Below are 25,125 nucleotides of genomic sequence, written 5' to 3'. Positions count from 1 at the left end.
CCGCGCCCCGGCGGATAGGGCGAGAAGATCAGCCGATCACGCGGCCGCCACCTCCTCTTTTTTATACAAATATCCGGCGACCAGTGCGGCGACGATGTAAGCGACGAGATTCGTCACGATCCCGATGATCATCAACCGCATCCCCCACTGGAGCAGCGGCGAGAAGCCGATCCACACCAAAAGCCCAGCCACAATCCAGAGATAAAATCCCGCCAGGATCGCCGTCTTTGGCCCTGCCCCGTACCGAGGCCGAATCGCCGCATACAACCACGCGAGCATAATGCCGAAAACCAACCCGACGATCCAAATGAGAATGGCCCCGGACATCGCCAACGGTTCTCGACCAAGCTCCTGATGAGACCTGAAGAGGAATCGGTGAACAACCGTCTCGATGGCGTTAATGATCACACCGGCGACGAGGCCGCCGAGTACAATTCTCACTTTATTCATAGCCCCCTCCTCCCGAGTTTGGGCTGCAGATGCCAGCTTTACATTATCCGATTTCCGCCGATTCGTCAACAGCTTTTTTAAAATTTAAAATCCGATCACCGGCCCGAGGAGGAGATCACGATGGCCCCCAATCGCCCGGCGACCTCCAAGGATGGACGGCAAACCCGAACAAGATCACAACTGGCGTCCCCACCACCTGCGGTCGCAACCCCTGCGCCCGCCGCACAGCCCTCTCCACATCCCGTCCGTAAATCTGACTCCGCACTTCCCCGATCACCACGGCTGGTTCTCCTTCCCGCCATCCCTCTCCGTACAAATCAACTTCCACCTCTTCCCCGTCTAGCGTGAAAAATCGTCGCTCCAACTCCCTCACCTGAATCCCATAATGCTGTGCCAAATACGCCGGCGTCACTTCCCTGGCCAGATCCTCCAATGTGAATCCCACTGCCTCGCTCAATCGCCCGACCTGTTGAGCCAAGGCTCGGACGGCCTCCTGCATAGAGATTTGCGCCTTGGCGAGCTCCTCGACGCGTGCTTCCGTCCGTGCCTAGGCTTCAGCCAGCTGAGCTACCACTTCCTCTCACCTTCCGACTCGCTCTTCCATTCGCGCCTGCGCCTCCACGAGCTGTGCGACGACTTCCTCCAACCGTCCCACGCGCTCCTCCGTCCGCGCCTGCGCCTCCGCTAACCGCGCCATCGCTTCTTCTAACCGCCCCACCCGCCCCTCCAACTGCACTTGCGCATCTGCGAGCTTCGCCAATAGGATCACCGCTTCCCTCACCATCCCTATCAACCGCTCAAACTCTACCGGAAGCGTCAATAGCTCCTCTGTCAAAACATATCAGCGCACCTCACCCAGAAACGCTTGATCTGTCCGCAAAAGCTCTAAGAACTCCTCCCGCATTGCGGAGACCTCCCTCGAGCAATTATGGCATTGGATCCACACGCTGGGCGATCTGCCCATGTTCGACAGGCACCAATGACAGAGTGAACTTCGGCGAGGGAAGAGGTCATGAACAAAGAACCGAAAGACCTCGCCGCGAAGACAGCCAGCGGATCATGTCTCTTACTATTTCGCTACCCGCTGCCGGTAACTCTCAGCCAATTCCACAGCCCTCGGCATGACCTCGACGGCCTTGAGCAACTGTAGGTCAATCTCGTTGAGCACTTGTGCGGCCGTCTCGATCCCGTAGGCTGCCGTGACGACTTCATAGCGGATGTAGTTCCGCACGAACTCGCGGTTTTCGTCCACCGTCTTCGGATTCAAGCGGAATTCGCTCCTGTGCTCGTGCAGATATTTCTTGAACGCCTCGATCACTTCGTCAGTGATGCGATATTCCCCTGGCTTGAGGATATGACGAAACGTAATCCCGGAAACGCGATACCGCTCCAACCCGGGAATGAGTCCAGCCACAAGCTCGCGTGCGAAAGCGAAGATCGGCCCCAAGAGGGCTGACTGTTCGCGCGTGAGCGTCACCGCCGGCACGACGACGTCAGGAGTGATCCCGCCGCCGCCATAGACCTCGCGGCCGGTATCCGTGCGAAAACCCGGTCCCTGAGGCTGAGTCGGCGTCTCACCCCCTCGCCGTTGAGCATAATAGCTGTGATATGAGAGCCCCAGATAACTGCGCTGAATGAACCGTCCGCTCGGCAGCAGATATTTGGCTGTGCTCAACGTCAGTCCCGTTCCGAACGGGAGGGGGATGATCGTCTGCACCAATGCCTTGCCGAACGTAGGCTCTCCCACAATGAGTCCACGATCATGCTCTTGGATCGCTCCCGCCACGATCTCCGAAGCCGAGGCTGTGCCTCGATTCACCAAGATCACCAAAGGCATGAGATTCGGATTCCCGTTCTGCGCATAGTATTGCCGCTCGGCCTGACGACGACCGGTCCGACTCTTCTGCGTGAGGATCAACTGACCGGCCGCTAGAAAGCGGTCAGCGACGCGCACAGCCTGCTCCAGAAAACCTCCAGGATTACTTCGGAGATCGAGGATGAGACGAGTCGCCCCTTGTGCTTGCAACTCAGCGAGCGCGTTTTGTAACTCTTCATCCGTCGTAGTATTGAATCCGCGCGAGAGGGCGATGTATCCGACCCCCGGACGAATCACGTACGCATTGACGATGCTCGGTAACGGAATGGCGTCGCGCACGATGCGAACCGTACGAGGTTCCCGCTCTCCGGCACGCAGGATGCGCACTTCGACCGTCGTTCCCCGCGGCCCACGCAAGCGCTCAGAGACTTGAGCGGAAGGCCATCCCTCCGTGGATTCCCCATTAATGGCGACGATTTGATCCCCGTAACGCAATCCAGCCCGATGTGCCGGTGTGTTCTCAAAAGGTGCCAGGATATACACCTTGCCATTGCGCGCGCCAATAGTCGCTCCGATGCCGTAGTACTGGCTCATTTGCTCGATCCGGAATCGCGCGAATTCCCGCTTGTCATAGAAATTCGAGTGCGGGTCGAGCGTGTGCAGCATTCCCAGGATTGCTGCTTTCACCACGCTCTCGTAATCAATCTTCTCCACGTAATTCTCGTCAATGATGGTGAGCGCCTCTGCGAAATCGGCCAAGATCGTCTGCTCGTTCGGCGAGCGTTCCTCCGGCCGACGCGGTGTGAGGGGAAGAATGAGAAAGAAGGCGATCGCGATCCCAAACGTTCGTCTCACGGCGCGCTCCCTTTTTGCGAATTCTCTCACCACGCCGAAAGGGTAGCACATCCCCCCGTTATTCGTACAGAGCCAGCGCACGAGACACCCACCTCCCTCACCTCGCGCGCCGCCGCACTCAAAAACTCACGCGGAGGGCGAATTGAATGACGCGAGGCGAATTGGCTTGTGCACTGATGCGCCCGAAGCTCGGCGATTGGATGTTGAGATTGGGGCCGCTGAAGTTAACGTTGTTGAAGAGATTGAAGAACTCGGCTCGAAACTCCACGCTCCAACGTTCGGCCACGCGCGTGCGTTTGAGGAGGCTGCCATCGAAATAAACTTGGCCGGGATCGGTGAACGTCCCGGCACCGAGTGTGCCTGCCGTTCCAGGCTCAGGAGTGAGGAGTATGATCCGACCTGTCTTGTCCAAGACCATGCGATTGAACCCGAAGGGATCCTGGAAGGGATTGGTCACCCCAGGCAAGAATGTGACCCCATCGGGCAAGCGCGTGACTGTCCCCGAGAAGCCACGCACCTCGAATCCGGGAGCCGGGTTGGGGGGCACGACGTTGAGCCCGCCAGCGCCAAAGAGCGTGAAACGACCGGCACTGAACGTACGCGGCGCACCGGAATAGACGAGGAATATGCCCGCTACTTGCCATCCTTCGAGCAGCTTGCCGAACCATCCCCTTGGACGCGCGAGGAACTTGCGCCCAGGTCCGACCGGCAGCTCGTAAATGGCATTAACCTTGAGCACATGCTCCCGATCGAAAACCAAGCGCCGCTTCTCGATTCGCCGATTCCGATTCGTTCGGAAATTCGAGGAGAAAGCGAATTGATCCGTGCCGTCATCGGTCCCATCACCAAGCGCACGGCTGAAAGTATAGTTCGCCTGAAACTGCAACCCGCGCGCGAAGCGACGGCGCACCTCGATTTGTGCCGCGTGATAGGTCGAGTTAGAGAAATTCGACATGTAAAGGACACTGGCGAATTGCGGATTGGCGCTGATGAAGTTCACTGGAAGGCCGGCGAGCGCAAGCCATCCACCTTGCGCGCCTTGAAAAACCTGGCGATCAATGTTGAAGGCGATGAGGACGTAATTTCCCAACAGCAGATCATTGCGCGCGCCGAAGATGTTGAGGAATCGGCCCGGCGTGCGAAAGATGCGCGCCAACGGGCCCGCGGGGTTTGGAAACCGCAAGGGGGTGAATCCCATGGGATCGCCACTGCGCAGCAGCTCCTCGCGCAAGAGAGTGAAGTCATCGCGCAGGCCGTTCTCGATGATGTTAATCTCGTTGAGATTGGCCGTGCGCACGAGCTTAGTCCCCTTGGTGCCGACGTAGCGCAACTCTAAGACCGTATCGCGGTCCAGCTCGCGCTGCCAGGAGAGGTTCCACGTCTGGACGTAGGGGGAGCGCATGTTCTCATCTATGAAGAACCCGCTATCGCGTCGCTGAAAATCCGGCGGCCGCAGCGCGCGGGTATCGCTCAAAGGCACGGGCAAGGTGAGGCCTATTGGATTGTCCAATCGGCTCACGGCTTCGGCCGTCGCCGCTGGGACGAGAAAGGCCGAGGTCGAAATCCCAGGATTGAAACGGCTGAATTGAGCGAAGAGGACGAGCGGAAAGGCCTCGTATCCGATGTAATATCCCCCGCGCAGTACGCTCTGCGTCTCGCGCCCGAGCAAATGGCGCAAGCCCCACAGCCGCGTGCGCGGACTCCATGCTAAGCCGAATGCCGGAGCCACATTATTCCGATCATCGCCAAAGAGCGGATTTGGCCGCCCTGGCCCCACCAGCTCGAATCCGACGGGGCCGATGGCGCGAGGGTCGGTCACCGGCGCTGAGGGCTGAAAGAGATCGACCCACGTGCCCGTGCGATGGGAGATGCCGAGCGCCGCCGCGAAGCGCGTGTGCCCAGGTCCAAGCGTCGGTTGCACCAGCAAGCCGTTCACCTCAAATGGCACGGTGTTATATTCGTACCGCACCCCGTAGATGAGGGTCAGCGTGCGCCGCAGCCGCCACGAATCGCCGAAGAAGAGATTCACCTGCCGATGGCGGAAGCCGAAGTGCTCGGCTTGGAACGGAAGGAGCGTGCGCCCATCCGGTGTGCGATATTGTTGCTCGACGCGCGCGATCGAACCGGTGAGGTCATATAGAATGGCGCGCGCCAAAGCGGCATTATTCGGATTCACCTCGCGGGGCAGCGGCACTTGACTGGCTGGCGCTTCCCCCAAGCTCACGACGGGACGCACGCCTGCCGTATCCCGCGAATTCGCCTGGATGAACCGTACTTCGATGCCGCCGCGGAACTCATGGTTACCGCGAATCCACGTCACCGTGTCGGTATACTGATAGACCGGAGTGACGCGTTGCTGCTGCTCGAAATTGTTGATCGGATTGCTGAAGGCTCCGAATACCAGAGACACAGGCACACCTTGTAATCGAGGCAAGCGTGCGCCCAAGGCCGCCAATCCTCCTTCTTCGGGCGGCACGAAGCGAATCGGCGTGCGTTGAAATCCCGCGCGGAATTCGTTGATGAAGGTCGGCGTGAAGGCTGAAATGAGCGTGCCCGAGAAGCTCTGTGCGCGGAATGTCTGCCCTCCCACGCCCAATCCCGGGAAGGTTTGCAACCCTTCGCCCGGCGCGATCACGCCACGAATAGCGAAATCTTGGAAGCGATAGACGCCATACAAACGATGCCGATCCGTGAACACATGATCAATGCGAAGGGTGAACTGATCCGAGACCGTACGAATCGGTGCGAAGAAGGTATAGCCCGCCGTATTCAACCCATCGCCGACAGTGAAGTCGTTCGGCAGGGGAATCGCCTCCAACAACCGTCGGATCAATCCCGTTTGATCCGGCTGCGCGCGGCGCACGTCCAATGAGAAGAGATCGAGCGCACGCAGGTCGGCGAGCGTCATTCCAGCTGGCGGTCGAGGATTCCCTTGAAAATCCACCGTCGGATTCGCACTCGCTGCATGTCCGTTGGGAACGTTCGGGAAATATCGAAAGAGGCCGCGTCGCGCTGGCTCGGTCAGGACCACGCGCGTCACGGTCTGCCCCGTGCTCTCCCGCAGCCCTTCGTAGGCGCCGAAGAAGAACGTGCGGTTTTTGCGAATCGGTCCGCTCACACGAAAGCCGAACTGATGGCGCAACAGGACATCGCGCGGGGCGACCTCGGAACCATCAGCACGACGTGGAATGGCGTTATTGAAGAAACTGTTGGCATTCAGCACTGTATTGCGATGAAACTCGAAGAGACTGCCGTGAAGCTCGTTCGTCCCCGAAGGGGTGATGACATCCACCTGCGCTCCGGCTCCGCGCCCGTACTCCACATCCACCGGCGATATTGTCACGCGAAACTCAGCGACGTCATCCACCGAGAGCGGGATCATAGAAACATTGATCGGCTCCTGGATGAAATTGTCTTGCGCTTGAATCCCATCTACGCGAATGTTGTTCGAAGTGGTGCGTGTTCCGGAGACATTGCTGCCGACGACTCCGGCTTGCAATTGGATGAGATCGAGCGGGTTCCGTCCGTTCAATGGAAGATCGAGCAATCGGCGTGCATCTACGACGTCGCCCAGTGAGGGCCCTTTGCCTATCTCCACGACGGGTTGGCTCTCCGCCGTGACCGTGATCTCTTCGGTGAGCTCGCCCGGTTCGAGCACGACATCGCGTACGACCGCGCTGCCGACCTCGATGAGAATATCGCTCACGGTCGCGCGTTTGAATCCCCGCATTTCCACTGTGAGCGTATAGCGACCGGGAATCAAGCTGGTGAACGTGTATCGCCCGGCTTCGTTAGTGGAGGTCAGGATTGGTTCGGCGTTAGCTCGCACAGCGATGACCGTAGCGCCGGGGATGACCGCTCCTCGCGAATCGGTGACCACGCCCGAGAGGCGTCCTGCGCTCATCTGGCCGGCGCCGAAAGCTGAGGAACTCAACAGAAGCACCAAGAGGAACCTGTTCATCGCTTTTCTCCCATCGCCCAGTCTTCGCGCTAAGTGTAGGCCCACTTCCGGAGCGGGTCAAGCAGAGAGGCGCGAACCGTCGCCGCGCGCATCCTTTGTTTCTGCCGATGTTTGAGCGAACGCGCCTTCCGCGTCCTTCCGCAGCGGAAATGCGCGGCGATCCGCCTTCTTCCGCCATTTTCGTTCTTTGGCTTTGCGCGGCGCTTCGTTCTATGCTACTCATATACGGCACACGACTGGAGGGGATATGCGGGCGAATGATCCGGAGGCCATTCGGCGAATCCTTCAGCAAGCGCGCACGATCGCAATCGTTGGCCTCTCTTCCAAACCGACGCGACCAAGCTACGGCGTCGCCCAGTATCTCCAATCGGAGGGATATCGGATCATCCCCGTCAATCCGAACGAAGTGAAGGTGCTCGGTGAACGCGCCTATGCTCGACTCTCGGATGTGCCCGAGCGCGTGGATGTGGTTACGATCTTCCGGCGTTCGGAAGCCGTCCTCCCGATCGTAGAGGAAGCAATTCGGATCAACGCCTGGGCTGTGTGGATGCAGGAGGGAGTCGTCAATGAAGAAGCGGCGCGCCGCGCCCGAGAAGCCGGTTTGCTGGTCGTCATGAATCGGTGCATGCTGAAGGAGCATCGAAAACTCAGGATGTCGTGCCGCGAAGATGCGGCGTTCCTCCCCTATGCCTGATCCTTTGGACGTGGTGATCGTCGGCGCGGGCCACAACGGCTTAGTAGCCGCGGCTTATCTGGCGCGGGCCGGATTGCGCGTGCTCGTCCTAGAACGCCGACCGCGCGTCGGCGGAGCGAGCGTGACGGAAGAAGTCTTTCCCGGTTTTCGGATCTCAACAGCCGCCTATCTGTGCAGCCTCTTTCCGGAACGTCTCGTTCGCGAGCTGGACCTGCCGCGTTATGGGTATCACGTCTATGCGAAAGATCCGGCCTTCTTCACACCCTTTCCGGACGGACGCTTCCTCATCTTCTGGCAGGACCAAAAGCGGACGTGCGAAGAGATCGCGAAGTTCTCTCGCCGCGATGCTGAGGCCTATCCGCGTTTCGAGGAGTATTTGGAACAACTCGCTCGCTGGATGGAGCGTATTCTCTGGCATCCCCCACCGAATCTTGTGCGGATGCGTGCGCGCGATCTTTGGGAGTTCGGGAAGTTAGGATGGGCTCTTCTGCGATTGGAAGAGACGGCACGGGTGAGCTTATTGAAGCTTCTGACCCAAAGTGCTGCCGACTTTCTCGAACCATGGTTTGAGTCCGAGGAGGTGAAGGTCACGGTGGCAACGGACGGGGTCATCGGGACGGCCGGCGGCCCGAGGACTCCGGGAACGGCCTATGTGCTCCTGCATCACGTCATGGGGAAGGTCAACGGGCATCGCGGATTGTGGGGGTTCGTGCGCGGCGGGATGGGGGCGCTTTCGGAAGCGATCGCAACGGCAGCTCGCGCGGCGGGAGTCGAGATCCGGACCGAAGCCGAAGTGCGGCGCATCATCGTGCGCAACGGGCGCGCCCTGGGTGCCTGCCTCGCCGATGGCGAGGAGATTCGCGCTCGCTGCATCCTCTCTAATGCCGATCCCAAACGGACATTTCTCACGCTCGTGGGCGAATCCGAGCTGGATCCGGAATTCGTGCGCCAGGTGAGAGCGATCCGCACGAGCGGATATGCGATGAAGATCAATCTCGCGCTCGATGGCCTCCCGAGCTTCAAGGCCCAGCCGGGGACGCACCTCATGCCGCATCACAAGACGACGATCCATATCTGCCCGGACATGGATTACATCGAGCGCGCGTGGGACGAAGCGAAGCACGGGCATCCCTCCTCCTTCCCGATGTTGGAGATCACCCTCCCCACGACGTACGATGATTCGCTCGCGCCGCCGGGGAAGCACATCATGGGCATCTTTCTCCAATACGCGCCCTATCGGCTTCGGGAAGGCGACTGGCGCGCCCTGAAAGATGCGTACGCCGATCGCGTGATGGATCTCATCGAGGAATATGCCCCAGGGTTTAAGGATCGCGTTCTGGACCGGCAGGTGCTCTCGCCGCAGGATCTGGAAGAGGAGTTCGGGCTCACAGGGGGGAACATCTTTCATGGGGACATGAGCGCGGACCAACTCTTCTCCTTTCGCCCTGTGCCTGGATGGGCACGCTATCGCACACCTATTCGGGGACTCTATTTGTGCGGGGCCGGCACGCATCCGGGAGGCGGGGTCATGGGCCTGCCCGGATACCACGCGGCGCGAACGGTTCTGCGCGATTGGCGGCAGCGACGGGTGTGATGAGCGAACGTTCGGACGCCCCACTTCTACGGGCCATCGGCCGATGGAGCCTCGCGGCGCTCGTCATCAACTCCATCATCGGGAGCGGCATCTTCGGTCTCCCTTCGATCGTCGCCGGATTGGTCGGAGCCTGGAGCCCACTGGCCTATCTTCTCGCTGCGACGGGGATGGGATTGATCATGGCTTGTTTCGCTGAGGTCGCTTCGCGCTTCACGGCAGCCGGCGGCCCGTACTTATATGCGCGAGAAGCATTCGGGGCGTTCTTCGGCGTGCAAATCGGTTGGCTCACGTGGTTAGTCCGGCTCACTGCTGCCGCCGCCAATGCCAATCTCTTCGTCATCTACTTGGCCGAATTCTGGCCATCGGCCGATGATCCCCTCCCGCGCGCGGCCCTGTTGACGCTGCTCATCGGTGGGCTCGCGGCCGTGAATTATCGCGGCGTGCGCACCGGCGCTCAGGTGAGCAATGTCTTCGCCGTTTTGAAGCTCATTCCGCTTTTGCTCTTCATTGGCTTGGGGTTCGCCTTCATGAAGCCCATCGAAGTGCGCTCCTCGACGCCTACAGTCGAAGCCTGGTTGCACGCCGTGCTCGTGCTCGTGTACGCCTATGGAGGCTTCGAGGCCGCACTCTTGCCGATGGCGGAAGCAAAGAATCCTCGGCGAGACGCACCCTTTGCACTCTTCGTCGCGCTGGTGACGGTCACGGCGATCTTCACACTTATTCAGGTGATCGTCGTGAGCGTCCTACCGGATGCCGCGCGCACAGAGCGCCCGCTGGCCACAGCAGCGCGTGCGTTCTCGGGAGCATGGGGAGCTGGGATGATCAGCGCGGGTGCGCTCATCTCGGTCTATGGGTACCTCAGCTCGATGATGTTGAACGCGCCACGGCTGACATTCGCCTTGGCCGAACGCGGTGACTTCCCGGGCTTTTTCGCCGCCGTTCACCCGCGATTTCGCACGCCGCACCTCTCGATCGTGGTCTTCGCGCTCCTGACATGGGGATTAGCGCTGGCCGGCACGTTCGCCTGGAACGTCATGCTCTCCGCCGTCGCGCGCCTCTTCACCTACGCTTCGACGTGCCTAGCCCTCATCGTCCTGAGGCAGAAAGGGCACGAAGAGCCAGCATTCCGCCTCCCGTATGGGCCATTCCTAGCCGTTTTGGCGCTCGCTTTCTCTTTGATCCTGGTAACCCGCATGGGGCGCGGAGAAGTGATCGTGCTGATTCTGACCTCTGTGCTCGCTCTGGCGAACTGGCTCTGGCGTACTCAACGCGAACGGCGACGGGCGCAAGTCCCCGCTTCGTGAGGATCCACACGCTCACATCTGCTCGGGAACTTCGATGCCCAAAAGGTCTAACGCGCGCGTCAAGCGCTCGCACACAATCTCAGTGATGGTGAGGTAGATCTCGCGCTTGAGCGGATCGTCCTCGCTCAAGATGTGATAGCTGTGATAGAAGTTGTTGAAACGCTGAGCGAGTTGAAAAGCGTATTTCGCGAGGATCGCCGGCTCATAGTTCTCACAGGCCTGGCGGACGAATTCTCTGAGCCGCGCAGCGAAATAGAGCAACGTCCACAGATCGTCGTGCGCGTTCAAGAAACGATTGATCTCGGCCAGATCCTCCGACCCTAGCGAACGCCGCTCTATTCCCGCTTCCCGAAGCTTCCGAAAGATGCTGCGCGCGCGCACGACGGCATATTGGATGTAAGGACCGGTCTCCCCTTCAAAGGCGAGGGCTTCGGCGAAATCGAAGGCGATGGCCGTCGTCCGCGTATACTTGAGCAAGAAATAGCGCAACGCACCCACCGCGATTTGATGGGCCAGTTGTCGAGCTTCAGCCTCGGAGCGCTCAGGATGCCGAGCGCGCACTTCCGAGAACGCTTTCTCCTCAAGCTTCTCAATGAGATCGTCGGCCTTTACTCCAAGACCACGCCGTCCGGACATGCTGATTTGCTGCCGCTCCAACTCCTCCGGCGATAACTCGATCCCAAGCTCCAGACAAGCCCGAGGCGTCAATGCCACTTTCTCGTAGGCGATATGCGCGCTTCGCTCGACGCGCGGATCCACGACCAGAGCGCGGACGGCTTCCTTCACGAACTTCTGCAAATACGTTTGCTCTGATCCGATCACGCTCAGATAAGCCGATCCGTGCCCGAATTCCGGATGCGCTTCGCTCGCTCCCTCGGTTGTCGTGATCCACGTCGTGTGTCCGTTTGAGTATCGACGAAACGGCCGATAGCTGAAGTCCACGTCCAGCCGCCCGAGCTTCCAGAGGTGATACGCAATGTCCTTCCCCGTATAGACGACCGTCCCGTCGGAGCGAACGAGAACTTTCCCTTCTTCTCCCTGCGCCTCGCTTTCACTCTCTGAGGGCAAGCGCATTACCCAACATCCTCGATTCTTCCCCTCGGTCTCGTAGGTGATCAATCCAGCGGCTTTGAGCAGTTCGAAGGCGCGATCCCAAAACCTCAGATGAAGGATCTCACTCTCGCGGGGAAGCAGATCGTAATAGATGCCCAAGCGCTCCACCGTGTCCAGCTGAGCATTGAGCACGCGCATGGAGATATATTCGGCGAGCTCAGCCGTCGGATTACCGCCCTCTTCGATCTCACTGAGCGTTCGACGCCGAAGCTCCAAAGCCGTCGGGTCCTCTTCATACCATGCCGTTACTCGCGCGTACAAGTCCCAGCAATAGTGATCGAATTTCCCGGGGATCGCTTCGATCTCCGCTCGGTCTTTCTTCTCCAAGTACTTGAATCCGACGACGACGTCGGCCACTTGAACCCCGGTGTTGTCGATGTAGTTATGGACCTCGACGCGCGCCCCATTGTAGCGCAACAACCGAACCAGGGCATCTCCGAGGACCGCGTTCCGCAAATGCCCGATATGCGCGGCCTTATTGGGGTTGATACTCGTGTGCTCGACGATGATCTTCTCCCCAGATGGCTCCCGAGGAGGCTCCGGCTGTCGAAGTCCTACTAGGAGAGCCCCCCGGTTGAGGAAGACGTTGATGTACCCCGCTCCAGCGACTTCGACGCGCGCGATCTCCTCCATCGGCGGCAAATGAGCCGCGATCATCTCCGCCAATGCTCGCGGATTCGACGTCTGCCCAGTGCGCTCCCGAAGCTTGCGCGCGAGTTGAAACGCGATGGGAAAGGCCAAATCCCCATATTCGACCTGTGGCGGGATCTCGATCGGAACCTCCTCTAACGCGAGGTCAAACCGCTCTCGAACGCATTCTCGAAGACGCGCCACTAAACGCTCTCGTAACGATTCCAACATATGCGCCCACTCGCCGACAATATCGCTCAATCTATAGCACCTTCACGCTCGCAACGTCAACCGTCCGACTCATGCCCGTCTTCCCACTCGTACGTTTGAGAGAAGGCGTCTTCATCCGCATCTTGCCAAACGGCGTGTTTTCCTGTAATATTAGCCTAGCTTGCTCTCCCCAACGGGAACGAGACGAAGAAATCATTTGGAGGGTGCGTTTGTGACTAAGAAGACGGTGCGAGCGACATACACAGATGTCAGCAGCCGGGGTCTTTATGATCCGAACAACTTGACGCGCACGCAGATTGTGCAAACACAGTCGAAGAAGCGCGTGCCGCCCGAACAAACGCATGCGGAGAACTACTACTACCGGAAGCAAATGGAGGCCAAGACTCCGATGGTTGTCGTCCTCACCGACGGGGAGGTCATTCGGGGCACGATCGAATGGTACGATAAAAACTGCATCAAATTGCATCGCAATGGAGAGCCCAACTTGCTCATCTTCAAGCACGCGATCAAGTACCTGTATAAGGATCTACCTCCTGCCGAGGCGGAGACGTCTCCGGAGGAATGACGACTAAGCGTCATGACCTGAGGCTTCAGGGACGAAGGATTCGTTCTCGACGGGGGTCGTAAAGAGAACGCCCATCAGCAGGCGTTTTACTCAATGACCTCGATCCCAACGAGTTTTTGGAATTCCGGATTCGCGTAGAGGGAGAAGAAGTCGGGATCTCGACGCGCATGGAGCCGATAGGTCTCCCGCATGGCGATCGCCTGGCGCAAAGTCGCCAGAGCTTTCTCGACGTGACCGCCTCGGGCGTAAGCGGCAGCTAGGGCGTACACGGCATGATCAGCGCGGGGATCGAGCCTGAGGGCCTTCTCAAAATAGGCGATGGCCGGAGCGATCTGCCCGCGATTCAGCTCAATGATCCCTTGGTCATAGAGTGCCTCGGCCGTGCGCGGCACTGGGCGAGGCGCCTTGAGTTTCTGCTCGCAAATGGCCAGATAGGCGCGAGCCCGTGCCAGCACCTCGGCCTCCGTCGGGAAGCGTTCAATGAGGGTTTGGAACGCCTCCCGTGCCCTCTCAAACTCCTGGCGATTGAAGAGCTTAACGGCTTGCTCGAAAGCCCGCACGGCCGGAGGGGCGAGCACTCGCTCTCTGCTCGTGAGTGGGGCTCGCACCGCAGCCTTCTTCGAAGGGGCCTCTTGAGAAGCTCGATGGCGAGCCGTTGACGATTCCTTTCGAGCCGTAGCCCGGCCTTTAGACGCTTTTCCCCGACCGGTGACCTTTCTCCGAGAGGCCGCAGGGGTCGAAGCGGGGACTCGCCTGGATGTGGATTTGGACTTTTTCGCTCTCCGAGTCGCCTTGGCCACCGAATCCCGCTCCCTCCACCTTGACCATTAAGTCTAGAACACGTTTGAAGTTACCAAAAGAAGCCCCTCTTCGTCAAGACGTAATGAACCCGGCGATGTAGATTTCGCGCCCGAACGCACCCGGAATCTAGTTTTACTGGATTTCTACCTTCTCAACGCCTCTCTCTGACTCGGGCTTCAACCAACTCTCGATGTCTTCGATGGCGGCGTCCAAAAGAGAGCGCACGGCCAGAAGCGCCTCCTTTTGCGCATTTACTAAGTGTTCCAGGGTCGGTCGGGGCACGCCCAGAGTCTGCAGCGTTTCGCACACCTTACGGCCGACAGTTCGGAAGATCATGCTCGAAGCCCCCGTAGAAAAGGCCATTTCTTTCGTCGAGGAGGAAAAAAGACATGGTGCCGAAGGGGGGACTCGAACCCCCACGGGTTGCCCCACACGCCCCTCAAACGTGCGTGTCTACCAATTCCACCACTTCGGCACCCCGACGCTTCGTTCAAGGTTCAATAGAACATTACATCAACTCCGGCCCATTTTCAAGAGCCAAAGTTCACCTTTGTGGGGCCGGTGAAGGAGCCTCAGCTGGCCGTTCGACGGGCGGAGGCTCCTTCACTTCGCGCACAACTGATGCTGGGCCGAAGACGTTCGGAAGGCTGAAGATAAGTCCCAGTCCCATGAAGATCGCCGCCGTCACGATTGTAACCCATCCTAAGAAGTGCTGAGCCCCTCGTGGGCCAAAGGCCGTTTGACTCCCCCCACCGCCAAAAAGAGCGGCCGCATCCGCTTTCCCCGGTTGCAATAAGACGGCGGCGATCAGCAACAGACAATCAAGGACATAGAGGGCGATGAGCACATCTACCCACCACACGGCATTTTCTCCTCAAAGAAAGTACACGATCTCCGAAAAACTCCGAGGATCTAAGCTCGCCCCCCCGACCAAAGCGCCGTCAATATCGGGCTCGGCCATGAGGGCGCGAATATTATCGGGCCGGACGCTTCCCCCATAGAGAATGCGCAATCCCTCAGCCACCTGTTCTCCAACCAGGGTGACTACGCGCTGTCGGATGTAGGCATGCATCGTCTGCGCTTGTTCGGGAGAGGCCGTGTGCCCCGTCCCGATCGCCCACACCGGTTCATAGGCGATGAGGAGACGAGTCACTTCCTCCGGACGCAGTCCGCTCAACGCGGCTTCTACCTGTCGCTTCACGACGACTTCGGCACGGCCCGCCTCTCGTTCTTGCAGTGTCTCGCCCACGCATACAATGGGGCTTAAGCCCGCCTCAAGCGCTGCGCTGATTTTGCGCCGCACCAATTCGTCCGTCTCCCCGTAGAACTGGCGCCGTTCCGAATGTCCGATGATCACATATCGGCATCCGACATCTCGCAGCATGAGGGCGCTGATTTCGCCCGTTCGCGCGCCAAAGCCGTTTACGTCGCAGACATCTTGAGCCGCGATCTGGATGTTGCTCCCCTCAAGCTGCTGAGCGACAGCCCACAGCGCCGTGAACGGCGGGGCCACAACGACCTCACAATGGGTGACCGAAGCGACAAGGGATCTCAACTCCGCGACCGTCTGGACGGCTTCCGCGACGAGCTTGTACATCTTCCAGTTTCCGGCGATCACCGGCTTGCGCATCTCTTCTCCTCGGGCGATGGCGCCCCGCTATGTCTTCTCCGTCAAGGCCTTCACTCCCGGAAGCTCGATCCCAGCTAAGAATTCCAACGTCGCGCCGCCCCCTGTCGAGAGATGGGTGATCCGCTCGGCGACGCCCGCATGACGAATCGCCGCCAGAGAATCCCCCCCGCCGACGATCGTCACTCCCGAACATTCGGCCAATGCCCGTGCGATCTCCACTGTCCCTTGATCAAATGGGGGCTGCTCGAAGACGCCCAAGGGCCCATTCCAGAAAACCGTTTGCGCTTGGGCGATTCGCGCGGCGAAAAGGCGTATGGTCTCCGGTCCGATATCCATCCCAATGGCTTTCTCGGGAAACTCCTCGGTTCGTACAATGCGCGTTTGCGTCTGGTCCTCCATGCGTTCAAGCACCACATGATCCACGGGCAGCAAGAAGGCGATCTGTCGCGCTTCGGCCTCCGTCATGAGCTTCCGCGCCAACTCCAGTTGATCGCTCTCCACGCGCGAGGCGCCAACATCTTCTCCCCGGGCACGCAGAAACGTATAGGCCATAGCGCCGCCGATGAGCACGGCATCAGCCCGCGCCAGCAGGTTTTCGATGACTAGGATCTTGTCCGAGACCTTCGCCCCCCCGAGGACGACGACGAAGGGACGCTCCGGCTGCGTGAGTAGGCGTCCCAGATACTCCAGCTCTCGCTCCATGAGGAATCCCGCCGCCGCTACGGGCACAAAGCGCGTGATCCCCTCGATCGAAGCGTGGGCTCGGTGAGCCGCCCCAAAGGCATCGTTCACATAGAGATCCGCCAGCTGAGCGAGCTGACGCGCGAATTCGAGATCGTTCTTCTCCTCCTCCGGATGGAAGCGCAGGTTCTCCAACAGGAGGGCTTGTCCATTCGACATTTGATCCACCAAGGCCTTGACCTCAGCGCCCACACAATTGGGCGCCAACGGGACCTCTTGGCCGAGCAATTCGGAGAGCTTCCGCGCAACCGGTTGCAGCGAGTATTTCGGATCGCGCTTCCCCTTGGGACGTCCAAGGTGAGAGGCCAAGATCACTCGCGCTCCTCGCTCCAATGCATAGCGAATCGTGGGGAGCGTCGCTTCAATCCGCCAGGCTTCGATGACCTCCCCCCCTTCGATCGGGACGTTGAAATCTGCCCGCAGGAAGACCCGTTTCCCTTGCAACTCCAAATCGCGGATCGAGACCTTAGCCATACGCCCTCACCATCCCTTTTGAGCGATGAAGAGGATCAGATCGCGCACCCGGCAGCTATAGCCCCATTCGTTGTCGTACCACGCGAGCACCTTCACCAGGTTCCCGTCCAGAGCGCGCGTGAAGCTGGCATCCACGATCGAAGAGTGAGGGTTTCGCAGGAAGTCCACGGAGACCAGCTCCTCCTCGCAGTAGGCGAGGATTCCACGCAACTCTCCCTCGGCCGCTTCCTTGAGCGCGGCGCGCACTTCCTCGGTCGTCACCGGACGCTTCAGTTCAGCGACCAGATCCACGACCGAGACATTCGGCACAGGAACGCGAATAGCGATCCCGTCGAGCTTCCCTTTCAATTCCGGGATCACCAATCCAATCGCTTTGGCCGCTCCCGTCGTCGTCGGGATCATCGAGACGGCGGCCGCGCGCGCGCGCCGCAGGTCTTTGTGCGGCAGGTCTAGAACCTTTTGATCGTTCGTATAGGCGTGAACCGTCGTCATGTAGCCGTGCACAATGCCAAACCGCTCGTGTAGCACCTTGACGACTGGCGCCAAGCAGTTCGTCGTGCACGAAGCGTTGGAGATGATGTGATGCCGCGCCGGATCGTATGCCTTCTCGTTCACACCAAGGACGATCGTGATGTCCTCCTCTTTCGCCGGGGCTGTGATAATGACCTTCTTGACCGGACCCCGCAAATGCTTCTCGGCGTCTGCGCGATTGGTGAACAACCCCGTGGATTCGACGACGATCTCCGCACCAACCGATTCCCATGGGATCTTCGCCGGGTCCTTTTCCTTGAAGACCCGAAATGTCCGACCATTCACTGTGATCGTGTCCTCAGTGGAAGTAACCGTCGCCTCCAACGGCCCAAGGACCGAATCGTACTTGAGCAGATGCGCGAGTGTCTTCGCGTCCGTGATGTCATTGACGGCGACGAACTCGATCTCCGGATTTCCCAAAGAGGCACGCAGCAGATTGCGCCCGATGCGACCGAACCCATTGATGCCGACTCGTATGGCCATATGGCTTTCCTCCCGCTCGTTGAGTATAACGAGCAATTATAGGGAAATCTCCCCACGATGGAAAGGCCTCCGCGAAAGAGGTGGCCTTGTCCGAAGGCCCGCTCCCGTGCTATCGTGAAACGCTATTGCATTATGCCAAGGCAAGGGACGAGAGCGTTCGAGCATCTGGTCGAGGAATTCCTGAGCGGATATTTCGCCTTCAATCCCACGCACGCGACGGCCTTAGGCGTACACGAATACGACGATCAGGTGGAGGACCGATCGGCCGAGGCGATCGCCAAAGAGATTCGTCGCCTGGAAAGCTCTCGCGAACGAATGGATCGCGAGGTCGCACCCGAAGAGCTTCCGGCGGAAGCGCGCCTTGATCTTAAAATCCTGCGCTCGAAGATCGAGGCACAGCTCGTGCATCTGCGGGAGATCCGCTGGTGGGCGCGCGATCCCGGTTACTTCAGCGATTTAGCGGCATGGTCGATCTACAGTCTCCTGGTGAGGCCAACGACGCCGCTGCCACAACGTCTGGAGGCTATTGAGCGACGCTTGCGCGCCATCCCCCGATTGTTGGCACAGGCGCAGGAACATCTGGCGCGCACGGCGGAAGAAGCGCGCGAAGCTCCCGCTCAGGGGATCCCCCGCATCTTCGTCGAGATCGCCCTTGAAGAATTCGGCGGCGCGTGCGAGTTCTTCGCCACGGCAGTCCCCGGCTTCATTGCCGAAGTGAGTGATCCGGAGAAAGCGCGTTCGCTCGAGCAGGCCAACGCCGAGGTCCTTCATGCGTGTGAGAGGATGCGGAGATTTCTCGCGGAGGAGCTTCTGGATGGCGCTCAAGGAGAGTTCGCTCTCGGTCGAGAGGTCTTCGCTCGTTTGCTTGCGGCGGAAGAGCACGTGTTCACGCCCATCGAAGAGATCCTGCAGCGGGGATGGCAGGAGTTGCGCGCGACCCAGCAGCAGATGCAGGAGATCGCGCGCCGGATCGCTCCCCACCGCTCGCTTCCCGATCTCCTCCGTCAGCTCTCGGAAGACCACCCGACGGCTGACGACTTGATCCCCTCCTACCGCCGGCGCTGCGAGGAAGCGAAACGCTTCGTCTTGGAGCGGGAACTGATCAGCATCCCCGAAGGGGACTGGCTAGAAATCACTGAGACGCCCCCCTTTTATCGGAGCCTCATCTTCGCTGCGCTCGATCCGCCGGGTCCCTTCGAGACCGCGCAACACCCGACGTTTTTCTACGTCACGCCGGTGGACGCCACGCATCCTCCAGATCGTCAGGACGCCTACCTGCGTGCGCACAATGTCTATGCTCAGGTCTCGACGATCATCCACGAGGCATATCCCGGTCATCACGTTCAGTCGCTCCATGTGAGGCGATGCCCGTCACTGGTGCGAAAGGTATTCGCGGCTGGGACATTCGTCGAGGGATGGGCGCACTACTGCGAAGAGATGATGCTGGATGAAGGGTTCGGGCGAGAGGATCCACGCCTCCGGCTCTTCCAACTCCATGAAGCGCTCTGGCGCATCGGCCGATTGATTACCGCCACGCTGATGCATATGGGGCAGCTCTCGCTCTCGCAAGCCATCCAGTTCCTTGTGCAAGAATGCTACCAAGAGCCGGAGAACGCGCGTCGCGAAGTGTGGCGATACACGCGCGATCCGCTCGTGCTCGTCTACTCATGGGGGAAGTGGCAGATTCGTGCTTTGCGCGAAGTCTATCGTCACGCGCGAGGAGACGCGTTCTCGCTCAGGGAATTCCACGATCGTTTGCTCGGATATGGGGAACCTCCAGTGAGCGCGCTGGAGACCATGATCCTGAACGGGATGCGAGGAGGACTATGAGAGCGAAGATCACTGACTTGCGAGAACTGGCGCAACGATTGCGACGCAATTGTGTCCGCATGACGACGGAGGCGGGATCGGGACATCCCACCTCTTGTCTTTCGGCCGCTGACCTTGTGGCCGCCGTCTTCTTCCATGCTCTTCGCTATGATGTCCGCAATATTCATAATCCGACAAACGATCGGTTCATCCTCTCGAAAGGTCATGCGGCGCCGCTGCTTTACGCCGCTTGGGCCGAAGCTGGAGCGATTCCGGCCGAGAAGCTCGCGACTCTCCGGCACGTGGAGAGCGAGCTGGAAGGTCATCCTACGCCGCGCTTCCCGTGGGCGGAAGTCGCAACGGGATCGCTTGGTCAAGGTCTTTCCATCGGCGTAGGCATGGCCTTAGCGGGAAAGTACCTGGACCGACTCGACTATCGTGTCTACGTCCTGCTCGGTGATGGGGAGACGGCGGAAGGAGCCGTTTGGGAAGCCATTGCGCTGGCGGCTTACTATCGGCTGAACAATCTCATTGCCCTCGTGGATGTGAACCGTCTCGGTCAAAGTCAAGCGACCATGTACGGCCATGATCTGGAGGCGTATGAACGGCGCTTTCGAGCCTTCGGATGGCACACGCTCGTCGTAGATGGGCACGACGTGGAAGCGATCACCCGAGCATTGGACGAAGCACGCCAGAGCGAGGAACGCCCCGTCGCCATCATCGCCAAGACGATAAAAGGGAAAGGCGTCTCCTTCCTCGAAGACAAAGAGGGATGGCATGGAAAACCCCTCAAGCGGGGTGAGGAGACAGAGCGGGCTCTGCGAGACCTTGGCGCTCCGGAACAGTGGCCGATCGAACGAATCGAGGCTCCCGCTGGGTTCGAGTTATCGCCTCCTCCGCCTCATCCCGATGGGATCCATGTCGCCGAGGCGATCCCTCCTGGCGAATCGTGGCCGCCGCCCACTTATCGCATTGGCGATCACGTCGCGACGCGCGAAGCCTACGGAACGGGGCTCGTGCGGGCTGGTCGCATGAATCCACGAATCGTTGCCCTAGATGGAGATACGAAGAATTCCACGTTCTCGGAGAAGTTCCAGCAGGCGTATCCCCACCGCTTCTTTGAGAAGTTCATTGCTGAGCAGAACATGGTGGGTGCGGCGATCGGACTTGCGGCGCGCGGTTACATTCCCTTCGCCTCCACGTTCGCCTGCTTCCTCACGCGGGCCTTCGATCACATCCGCATGGCTGGCATCTCGCGTGCGAACATCAAACTCTGCGGCTCCCACGCCGGCGTCTCCATTGGCGAAGATGGCCCCTCGCAGATGGGACTTGAAGATTTGGCCATGATGCGCGCAATTCCGGGATCCGTCGTTCTCTATCCCTCGGACGCGATTTCGACCGAGAGAGCCGTCGAGCTGGCCGCTGCCTACCGAGGTATCGTCTATATTCGCACGACGCGACCGAAAACGCCCGTCCTCTACCCGAACGAAGAATCATTCGCCATTGGCCAGTGCAAGGTCTTACGGCGAGACGCACGAGACCGGCTCACGATCGTAGCCGCCGGCATCACGCTCCATGAGGCCCTGCGGGCTCACGAAGAGCTGAAGAACCAAGGGGTCTTCGTCCGCGTGATCGATCTCTTCTCGGTCAAGCCCATGGATCGTGAGACCATATGTCGGATGGCTCGCGAGACTGGCGGAATCATTCTCACCGTGGAGGATCATTATCCGGAAGGGGGGCTGGGCGATGCCATCGCCGCAGTTGCTGCTGAAGAAGGCCTTCGGGTCGTGAAGCTCGCCGTGAACGATCTGCCGCGCTCGGGTAAACCCGAAGAGCTGCTCGATCATTATGGCATCAGCGCCCGTCGGATCGTGCAACGCGTACGTGAGTTAGTGGGATGATTGAACGCCAGTAGCGAGACGTCAAGACGGGAAACACCTTCGCGATGCCTCTTCCGGCATAAAGAGCGCCGGAACGACGCCCTCTTTCGGGGCCCTTCCGCGCGGGCTAGCTCCTTGACGAAGACAGCGCAAGCGACGTCTCTCGAACCAGGTCCTCCCCTACTCTCCTGCAATGGAGGGAAACGCTGAATTCTTTCGTCACGAAGCGAACGCGTGATTTGAAAAGACCGCTCGGCGAAGATACACTGAAAGTTCGGGAGGGGGCCATGAGGCGAGATCTCGCCAAGGAGTTCGGCCGCGCCTTGCGCGAGTTGCGTCAAGCGCGCCGACTCACGCAAGAGGCTTTGAGCGAGCGGGTAGAGATCTCCGTCGAATACCTTAGTCGAATCGAACGCGGGCTCCACAAGTCGCCGCCCTCATGGAGCGTCCTAGAGAGGCTTGGACGTGCGCTCGGAGTGGTGGTCGAGAAGCGCGGCATGAGCTGGACGATCAAACTCGCGGCTTGACGCCACGAGACGCAACGGCGAGCGGAGGATCCCTCTCTGAGGTGAAGATGCTGTCTTTTTCGTATCCCTTGCTGCTCTCACAGCCCATAGCCGGAACGGCTCACGTCGGCCTCGAAGAAAAGGCACGGGACAGCTCGATGCCGAACGGCATTACGGAGGCGAGGTGTTAGGAAGGGTGCTTCCCAATGGGAACGAGATGTTCAACGATCCCCCCAGCCGGCGATCGAGCACGCGATGAACCTCTGTGAGAAAATCCGTCGGATCGCTCGATTTGAGGACGTAGCTCTCGGCCAACCACGTGGTGTAGTCGTCCTGAAAAGACGCATAGGCCGTGAGGATGATGACGGGGACGCGCGCCGGATGGCTCGCGATTTGTTGAAGCAGCTCAAGCCCGCTCTGAGACCCCAATCGGATATCGAGAACGACGAGATCGAACGGCTCGGCGTTCAAAAGTCGCAAAGCCTCGGCTCCCGACGGAGCTTCGGCGACCTCATAGCCTTCATCGGCTAAGACGGCGGAATAAAAAAGGCGAATGCTGGGCTCATCATCTACGAGTAAGATCTTCGCCATGGCGACGTCCTCCTCTCACACAACAGCACGGACGCCACCTCACGGGGTAGCGCCATGTCGAATAGAAGCTTCCGATGAGCCCGCTTCGAATGGAGGATCGTACCGGCTAAGCCGAATACCGCCGCAATTGTTCGACTTCTTCAAGGAGCTGCTCTAAACGGGAGATCAGAGAATGGGTCTCCACCGAATCATCGCGCGCTTCCATGAGCCGACGAGCGAGCTGTAGGATCTCTTCATGTACTTGATCCCACCGGGCCCATCGCTCGCTCTCACTCTCCATCGTTTGGAGATCGCCCCCGACCATAGCCCCCTCCCCCCCGGCGATCTCTTGCCGCGCGAGGCCGCCACGCGATAATCTGCGCGGGCGCCTCGGCAGGTTCTTACAGCTCTGAAAAACCGTTCTGGAGTTTACCACGTCATGCGGCCGGATGACAGGACCTAATAGGTCGGGTCAGCTACTCGCCGTCTCGCCAGGGATTGCGCGACCGGCCCACCTACTTCCCTGCTTTCATTCCCAAAATGTCCCTTTCGTGACGGAGCAGAGCCTTCGCGTTGATCTTCTCGGATTTCCCCCGAGGTCACATTGACGAAGCCAGGAGCGGGCGAAGATAATCCTCACGTCATGACCGCATCGCGCTACCAACAGCTCATGAATCGCGCCTTTCGGCTGCTCTCGCGCAAGGCGCTCAGTACGGCCGAACTTCGCGCGAAGCTCCTGGAGAAAGCGCCGGAAGAAGAACAGCTCGTCGAGCAAGTCCTCGCCCGCCTGCGAGAACTCGGCTACTTAAATGACGGGCAACTGGCGAGCGATTACGCCCTCATGCGTCTACAACTCAGGCCGATGGGCCGACGGCGACTTCGCGAGGAGTTGCGCCGAAAGCGCTTACCCGAAGAAGCGATCGAATCGGCCCTGGAGCAAGCCTATCGTCACACCGACGAAGAATCTCTGATCGCGCGCGCTGTCCAGAAGTGGATGCGGACAAAGGGGAGACCCAGGACGACGGCGGAGGCGAAACGGCTCTTCGATCACTTGATGCGACTCGGCTTCGAGCACGAACACATCCACCGCGTGCTGAGAGAAATCTCGAAGGCCCCATTGGAAGAAGAATAAGACGCCCCCGCAGCTCAAAACTGAACCTGAGGAACGCGCGTCGCTTCTGGTGCAGCCTTGAAGTAGTCTTCGGCTCGCTCGAAACCAAAAAGCCGTGCGACGAGGACCGAGGGGAATCGAGATGTCGCGATGTTGTACTCTTGAACGGCCTGGATATAATCCCGGCGCGCGACGGCGATCCGATTCTCACTCCCCGCCAGTTCATCCATGAGCCGTTGGAACGTCTCGTTCGAGCGCAACTCAGGATACTGCTCGGCGAGCGAGAGCACCTGCACGCGCAACTGCGGCAGAAGCGTCTCGATCTGCGCATTCGCTTGCACGCGCTCCTCAGGCGTCGCATCGGGCTTCAGGAGTCTCGCTCGCGCTTCTGCGATGCGGGTGAAGACCTCTAGCTCTTGCTTCGTGATCCCGCGGACCGTGTTCACGAGATTCGGGATCAGATCGGCGCGCCGCTGCATTTGATTTTCCACTTGTGACCAGTGGCTGCGCACGGCCTCGCGTTTTGCAACCAGGCTGTTGTACGTCGAGATGGAGTAGCCGCCGAAGATGAGGATCACCGCGCCGAGGATGACGCCCACGATGAAGGTGCGGCGGCGCCGCTCAGCTCGCGCGCGAGCCAACTGCTCTTGCTCGCGAAGATAGACCTGGCGGAATTCCTCGCGCGTTCCGGATTCCGGTCCTAACCATTCGCTCATGGTCGCACCTCCAAATGGTCAACTCGCTCAATGACGGTTCGAATGGCCTCCACATAGGCGGCGAAGAGCCGATCGGCTTCCTCAAGTGGAAGCGACCGCTTCGCCTGTCGAAGATCAAGGATTGTTTGAAACGGCGTCACATCGAGCGAGAGCGTCTCGCCCAACCGTTGCACGACTTCCTGCCGCTTCAGGGGTGGTTCGGAGATCCCAAAGAGTCGGAGAACATGTCGGAAGAGGACGACGAAGCTCACGATCGAATCTGCCATGAGGGCCGTCACCCGCTCGGCGCTATGGCTCGCCGGAATGTAGAGCTCCCGCAGTCGGATGAGCTTCCCCCGCAATTCGTATTCGAGCTGGTGGCGAAGGTGAACCGTCGGGACATCGAGACCCAGGAAGGGATCTTCGCCATAGAGGACGCGATGAGCCGCGCTCATGTCGAGGAACTCCATTGGGAAGACATCTGACGCATCTGCCATCTCCTCTCGCGTGAAGTACAACGGCAACGGATGTCCGCGCGCCTGCCAGTCTTCGATCACCGGACGGGCGGCTCGAAGATCCTCCGGAGCGATCGTCTGCAGGACGACGAGGACATTATAGTTCGATCGTTCGGGATCGAAGTCTCCCGTTACGGCCGATCCATAAAGCACGACGGAGACAAGC

23 protein-coding genes and 1 tRNA gene are annotated in these 25,125 nt (G+C 59.7%); 8 read left to right on the top strand and 16 right to left on the bottom strand.

What is annotated here, in order from left to right; translation table 11 throughout:
• Window positions 1–36 precede the first annotated feature (36 nt).
• From NZ746_11500 to NZ746_11480, 5 genes are all read right to left on the bottom strand, one after another.
• On the bottom strand, window positions 37–450 hold the full coding sequence (locus tag NZ746_11500; protein ID MCS6817979.1) for a hypothetical protein: 414 nt from the start codon (window positions 448–450) through the stop codon (window positions 37–39).
• 115 nt (window positions 451–565) lie between these two features.
• Window positions 566–949, bottom strand: coding sequence for a hypothetical protein (locus NZ746_11495; protein MCS6817978.1), 384 nt, complete (start codon window positions 947–949; stop codon window positions 566–568).
• Window positions 950–1,030: 81 nt separating this feature from the next.
• Window positions 1,031–1,270, bottom strand: coding sequence for a hypothetical protein (locus NZ746_11490; GenBank protein MCS6817977.1), 240 nt, complete (start codon window positions 1,268–1,270; stop codon window positions 1,031–1,033).
• A 249-nt stretch (window positions 1,271–1,519) separates the two neighbouring features.
• Entirely contained in the window at window positions 1,520–3,121 is a 1,602-nt protein-coding gene (locus tag NZ746_11485) for a S41 family peptidase (protein MCS6817976.1), read from the bottom strand.
• A gap of 118 nt (window positions 3,122–3,239) precedes the next feature.
• Window positions 3,240–7,082, bottom strand: coding sequence for a carboxypeptidase-like regulatory domain-containing protein (locus NZ746_11480; GenBank protein MCS6817975.1), 3,843 nt, complete (start codon window positions 7,080–7,082; stop codon window positions 3,240–3,242).
• 247 nt (window positions 7,083–7,329) lie between these two features.
• On the opposite strand from NZ746_11480, the gene NZ746_11475 reads away from it, so the two are divergent.
• The 3 genes from NZ746_11475 to NZ746_11465 are packed head-to-tail and all read left to right on the top strand — an operon-like array spanning window position 7,330 to window position 10,674.
• Window positions 7,330–7,776, top strand: coding sequence for a CoA-binding protein (locus NZ746_11475; GenBank protein ID MCS6817974.1), 447 nt, complete (start codon window positions 7,330–7,332; stop codon window positions 7,774–7,776).
• Window positions 7,769–9,370: an NAD(P)/FAD-dependent oxidoreductase gene (locus NZ746_11470; GenBank protein ID MCS6817973.1), complete on the top strand. Its 1,602-nt coding sequence runs from the start codon at window positions 7,769–7,771 to the stop codon at window positions 9,368–9,370. Before NZ746_11475 ends, NZ746_11470 begins: the two co-directional genes overlap by 8 nt.
• Window positions 9,370–10,674: an amino acid permease gene (locus NZ746_11465; GenBank protein MCS6817972.1), complete on the top strand. Its 1,305-nt coding sequence runs from the start codon at window positions 9,370–9,372 to the stop codon at window positions 10,672–10,674. The genes NZ746_11470 and NZ746_11465 overlap by 1 nt, the downstream gene beginning before the upstream one ends.
• A gap of 12 nt (window positions 10,675–10,686) precedes the next feature.
• On the opposite strand, the gene NZ746_11460 is transcribed toward NZ746_11465, so the two are convergent.
• Complete coding sequence (locus tag NZ746_11460) at window positions 10,687–12,648, bottom strand: arginine--tRNA ligase (protein MCS6817971.1); 1,962 nt, start codon at window positions 12,646–12,648, stop codon at window positions 10,687–10,689.
• 211 nt (window positions 12,649–12,859) lie between these two features.
• On the opposite strand from NZ746_11460, the gene NZ746_11455 reads away from it, so the two are divergent.
• Window positions 12,860–13,213: an RNA chaperone Hfq gene (locus NZ746_11455; GenBank protein MCS6817970.1), complete on the top strand. Its 354-nt coding sequence runs from the start codon at window positions 12,860–12,862 to the stop codon at window positions 13,211–13,213.
• Between the two features lie 86 nt (window positions 13,214–13,299).
• On the opposite strand, the gene NZ746_11450 is transcribed toward NZ746_11455, so the two are convergent.
• The 6 genes from NZ746_11450 to gap form a co-directional block, all read right to left on the bottom strand.
• The gene (locus NZ746_11450; GenBank protein MCS6817969.1) at window positions 13,300–13,821 is read right to left on the bottom strand and encodes a tetratricopeptide repeat protein; all 522 of its coding nucleotides are present in this window, start codon (window positions 13,819–13,821) and stop codon (window positions 13,300–13,302) included.
• Window positions 13,822–14,404: 583 nt separating this feature from the next.
• Window positions 14,405–14,489, bottom strand: a tRNA-Leu gene (locus tag NZ746_11445).
• 69 nt (window positions 14,490–14,558) lie between these two features.
• Entirely contained in the window at window positions 14,559–14,876 is a 318-nt protein-coding gene (gene secG / locus NZ746_11440) for a preprotein translocase subunit SecG (protein MCS6817968.1), read from the bottom strand.
• Between the two features lie 12 nt (window positions 14,877–14,888).
• Window positions 14,889–15,644, bottom strand: a complete 756-nt coding sequence (gene tpiA / locus NZ746_11435; GenBank protein ID MCS6817967.1) for a triose-phosphate isomerase — start codon at window positions 15,642–15,644, stop codon at window positions 14,889–14,891.
• A 27-nt stretch (window positions 15,645–15,671) separates the two neighbouring features.
• Window positions 15,672–16,859, bottom strand: a complete 1,188-nt coding sequence (locus NZ746_11430; protein ID MCS6817966.1) for a phosphoglycerate kinase — start codon at window positions 16,857–16,859, stop codon at window positions 15,672–15,674.
• Window positions 16,860–16,865: 6 nt separating this feature from the next.
• Window positions 16,866–17,873 carry a type I glyceraldehyde-3-phosphate dehydrogenase gene (gap, locus tag NZ746_11425; GenBank protein MCS6817965.1) on the bottom strand — a complete coding sequence of 336 codons (1,008 nt, stop codon included), beginning with the start codon at window positions 17,871–17,873 and terminating at the stop codon, window positions 16,866–16,868.
• A 132-nt stretch (window positions 17,874–18,005) separates the two neighbouring features.
• Here gap and NZ746_11420 point away from each other — a divergent pair, with 132 nt between their 5' ends.
• From NZ746_11420 to NZ746_11410, 3 genes are all read left to right on the top strand, one after another.
• The gene (locus NZ746_11420) at window positions 18,006–19,703 is read left to right on the top strand and encodes a DUF885 domain-containing protein (protein MCS6817964.1); all 1,698 of its coding nucleotides are present in this window, start codon (window positions 18,006–18,008) and stop codon (window positions 19,701–19,703) included.
• Window positions 19,700–21,583 (top strand): transketolase, encoded by a 1,884-nt coding sequence (locus NZ746_11415; GenBank protein ID MCS6817963.1) that lies wholly within the window; start codon window positions 19,700–19,702, stop codon window positions 21,581–21,583. The genes NZ746_11420 and NZ746_11415 overlap by 4 nt, the downstream gene beginning before the upstream one ends.
• A 266-nt stretch (window positions 21,584–21,849) precedes the next feature.
• Complete coding sequence (locus tag NZ746_11410; protein MCS6817962.1) at window positions 21,850–22,089, top strand: helix-turn-helix domain-containing protein; 240 nt, start codon at window positions 21,850–21,852, stop codon at window positions 22,087–22,089.
• A gap of 150 nt (window positions 22,090–22,239) precedes the next feature.
• Here the strand turns inward: NZ746_11410 and NZ746_11405 are convergent, their stop codons facing one another.
• Together NZ746_11405 and NZ746_11400 are read right to left on the bottom strand one after the other, a co-directional pair.
• Window positions 22,240–22,659 carry a response regulator gene (locus NZ746_11405; GenBank protein MCS6817961.1) on the bottom strand — a complete coding sequence of 140 codons (420 nt, stop codon included), beginning with the start codon at window positions 22,657–22,659 and terminating at the stop codon, window positions 22,240–22,242.
• A 106-nt stretch (window positions 22,660–22,765) separates the two neighbouring features.
• Window positions 22,766–22,963, bottom strand: a complete 198-nt coding sequence (locus NZ746_11400) for a hypothetical protein (protein ID MCS6817960.1) — start codon at window positions 22,961–22,963, stop codon at window positions 22,766–22,768.
• Window positions 22,964–23,242: 279 nt separating this feature from the next.
• On the opposite strand from NZ746_11400, the gene NZ746_11395 reads away from it, so the two are divergent.
• Window positions 23,243–23,770 (top strand): RecX family transcriptional regulator, encoded by a 528-nt coding sequence (locus tag NZ746_11395; protein MCS6817959.1) that lies wholly within the window; start codon window positions 23,243–23,245, stop codon window positions 23,768–23,770.
• A gap of 14 nt (window positions 23,771–23,784) precedes the next feature.
• Here the strand turns inward: NZ746_11395 and NZ746_11390 are convergent, their stop codons facing one another.
• Together NZ746_11390 and NZ746_11385 are read right to left on the bottom strand one after the other, a co-directional pair.
• The gene (locus NZ746_11390; protein ID MCS6817958.1) at window positions 23,785–24,465 is read right to left on the bottom strand and encodes a LemA family protein; all 681 of its coding nucleotides are present in this window, start codon (window positions 24,463–24,465) and stop codon (window positions 23,785–23,787) included.
• Window positions 24,462–25,125 (bottom strand): hypothetical protein (locus NZ746_11385; GenBank protein ID MCS6817957.1); only part of this gene is annotated, 664 nt, incomplete at its 5' end. The genes NZ746_11390 and NZ746_11385, both read right to left, overlap by 4 nt.

Source organism: Blastocatellia bacterium (genome assembly GCA_025055075.1).
Taxonomy (GTDB): Bacteria; Acidobacteriota; Blastocatellia; order HR10; family HR10; genus HR10.
The sequence above is the reverse complement of the archived record's forward strand: the minus strand, read 5'-3'. Positions and strand labels throughout refer to the sequence as shown.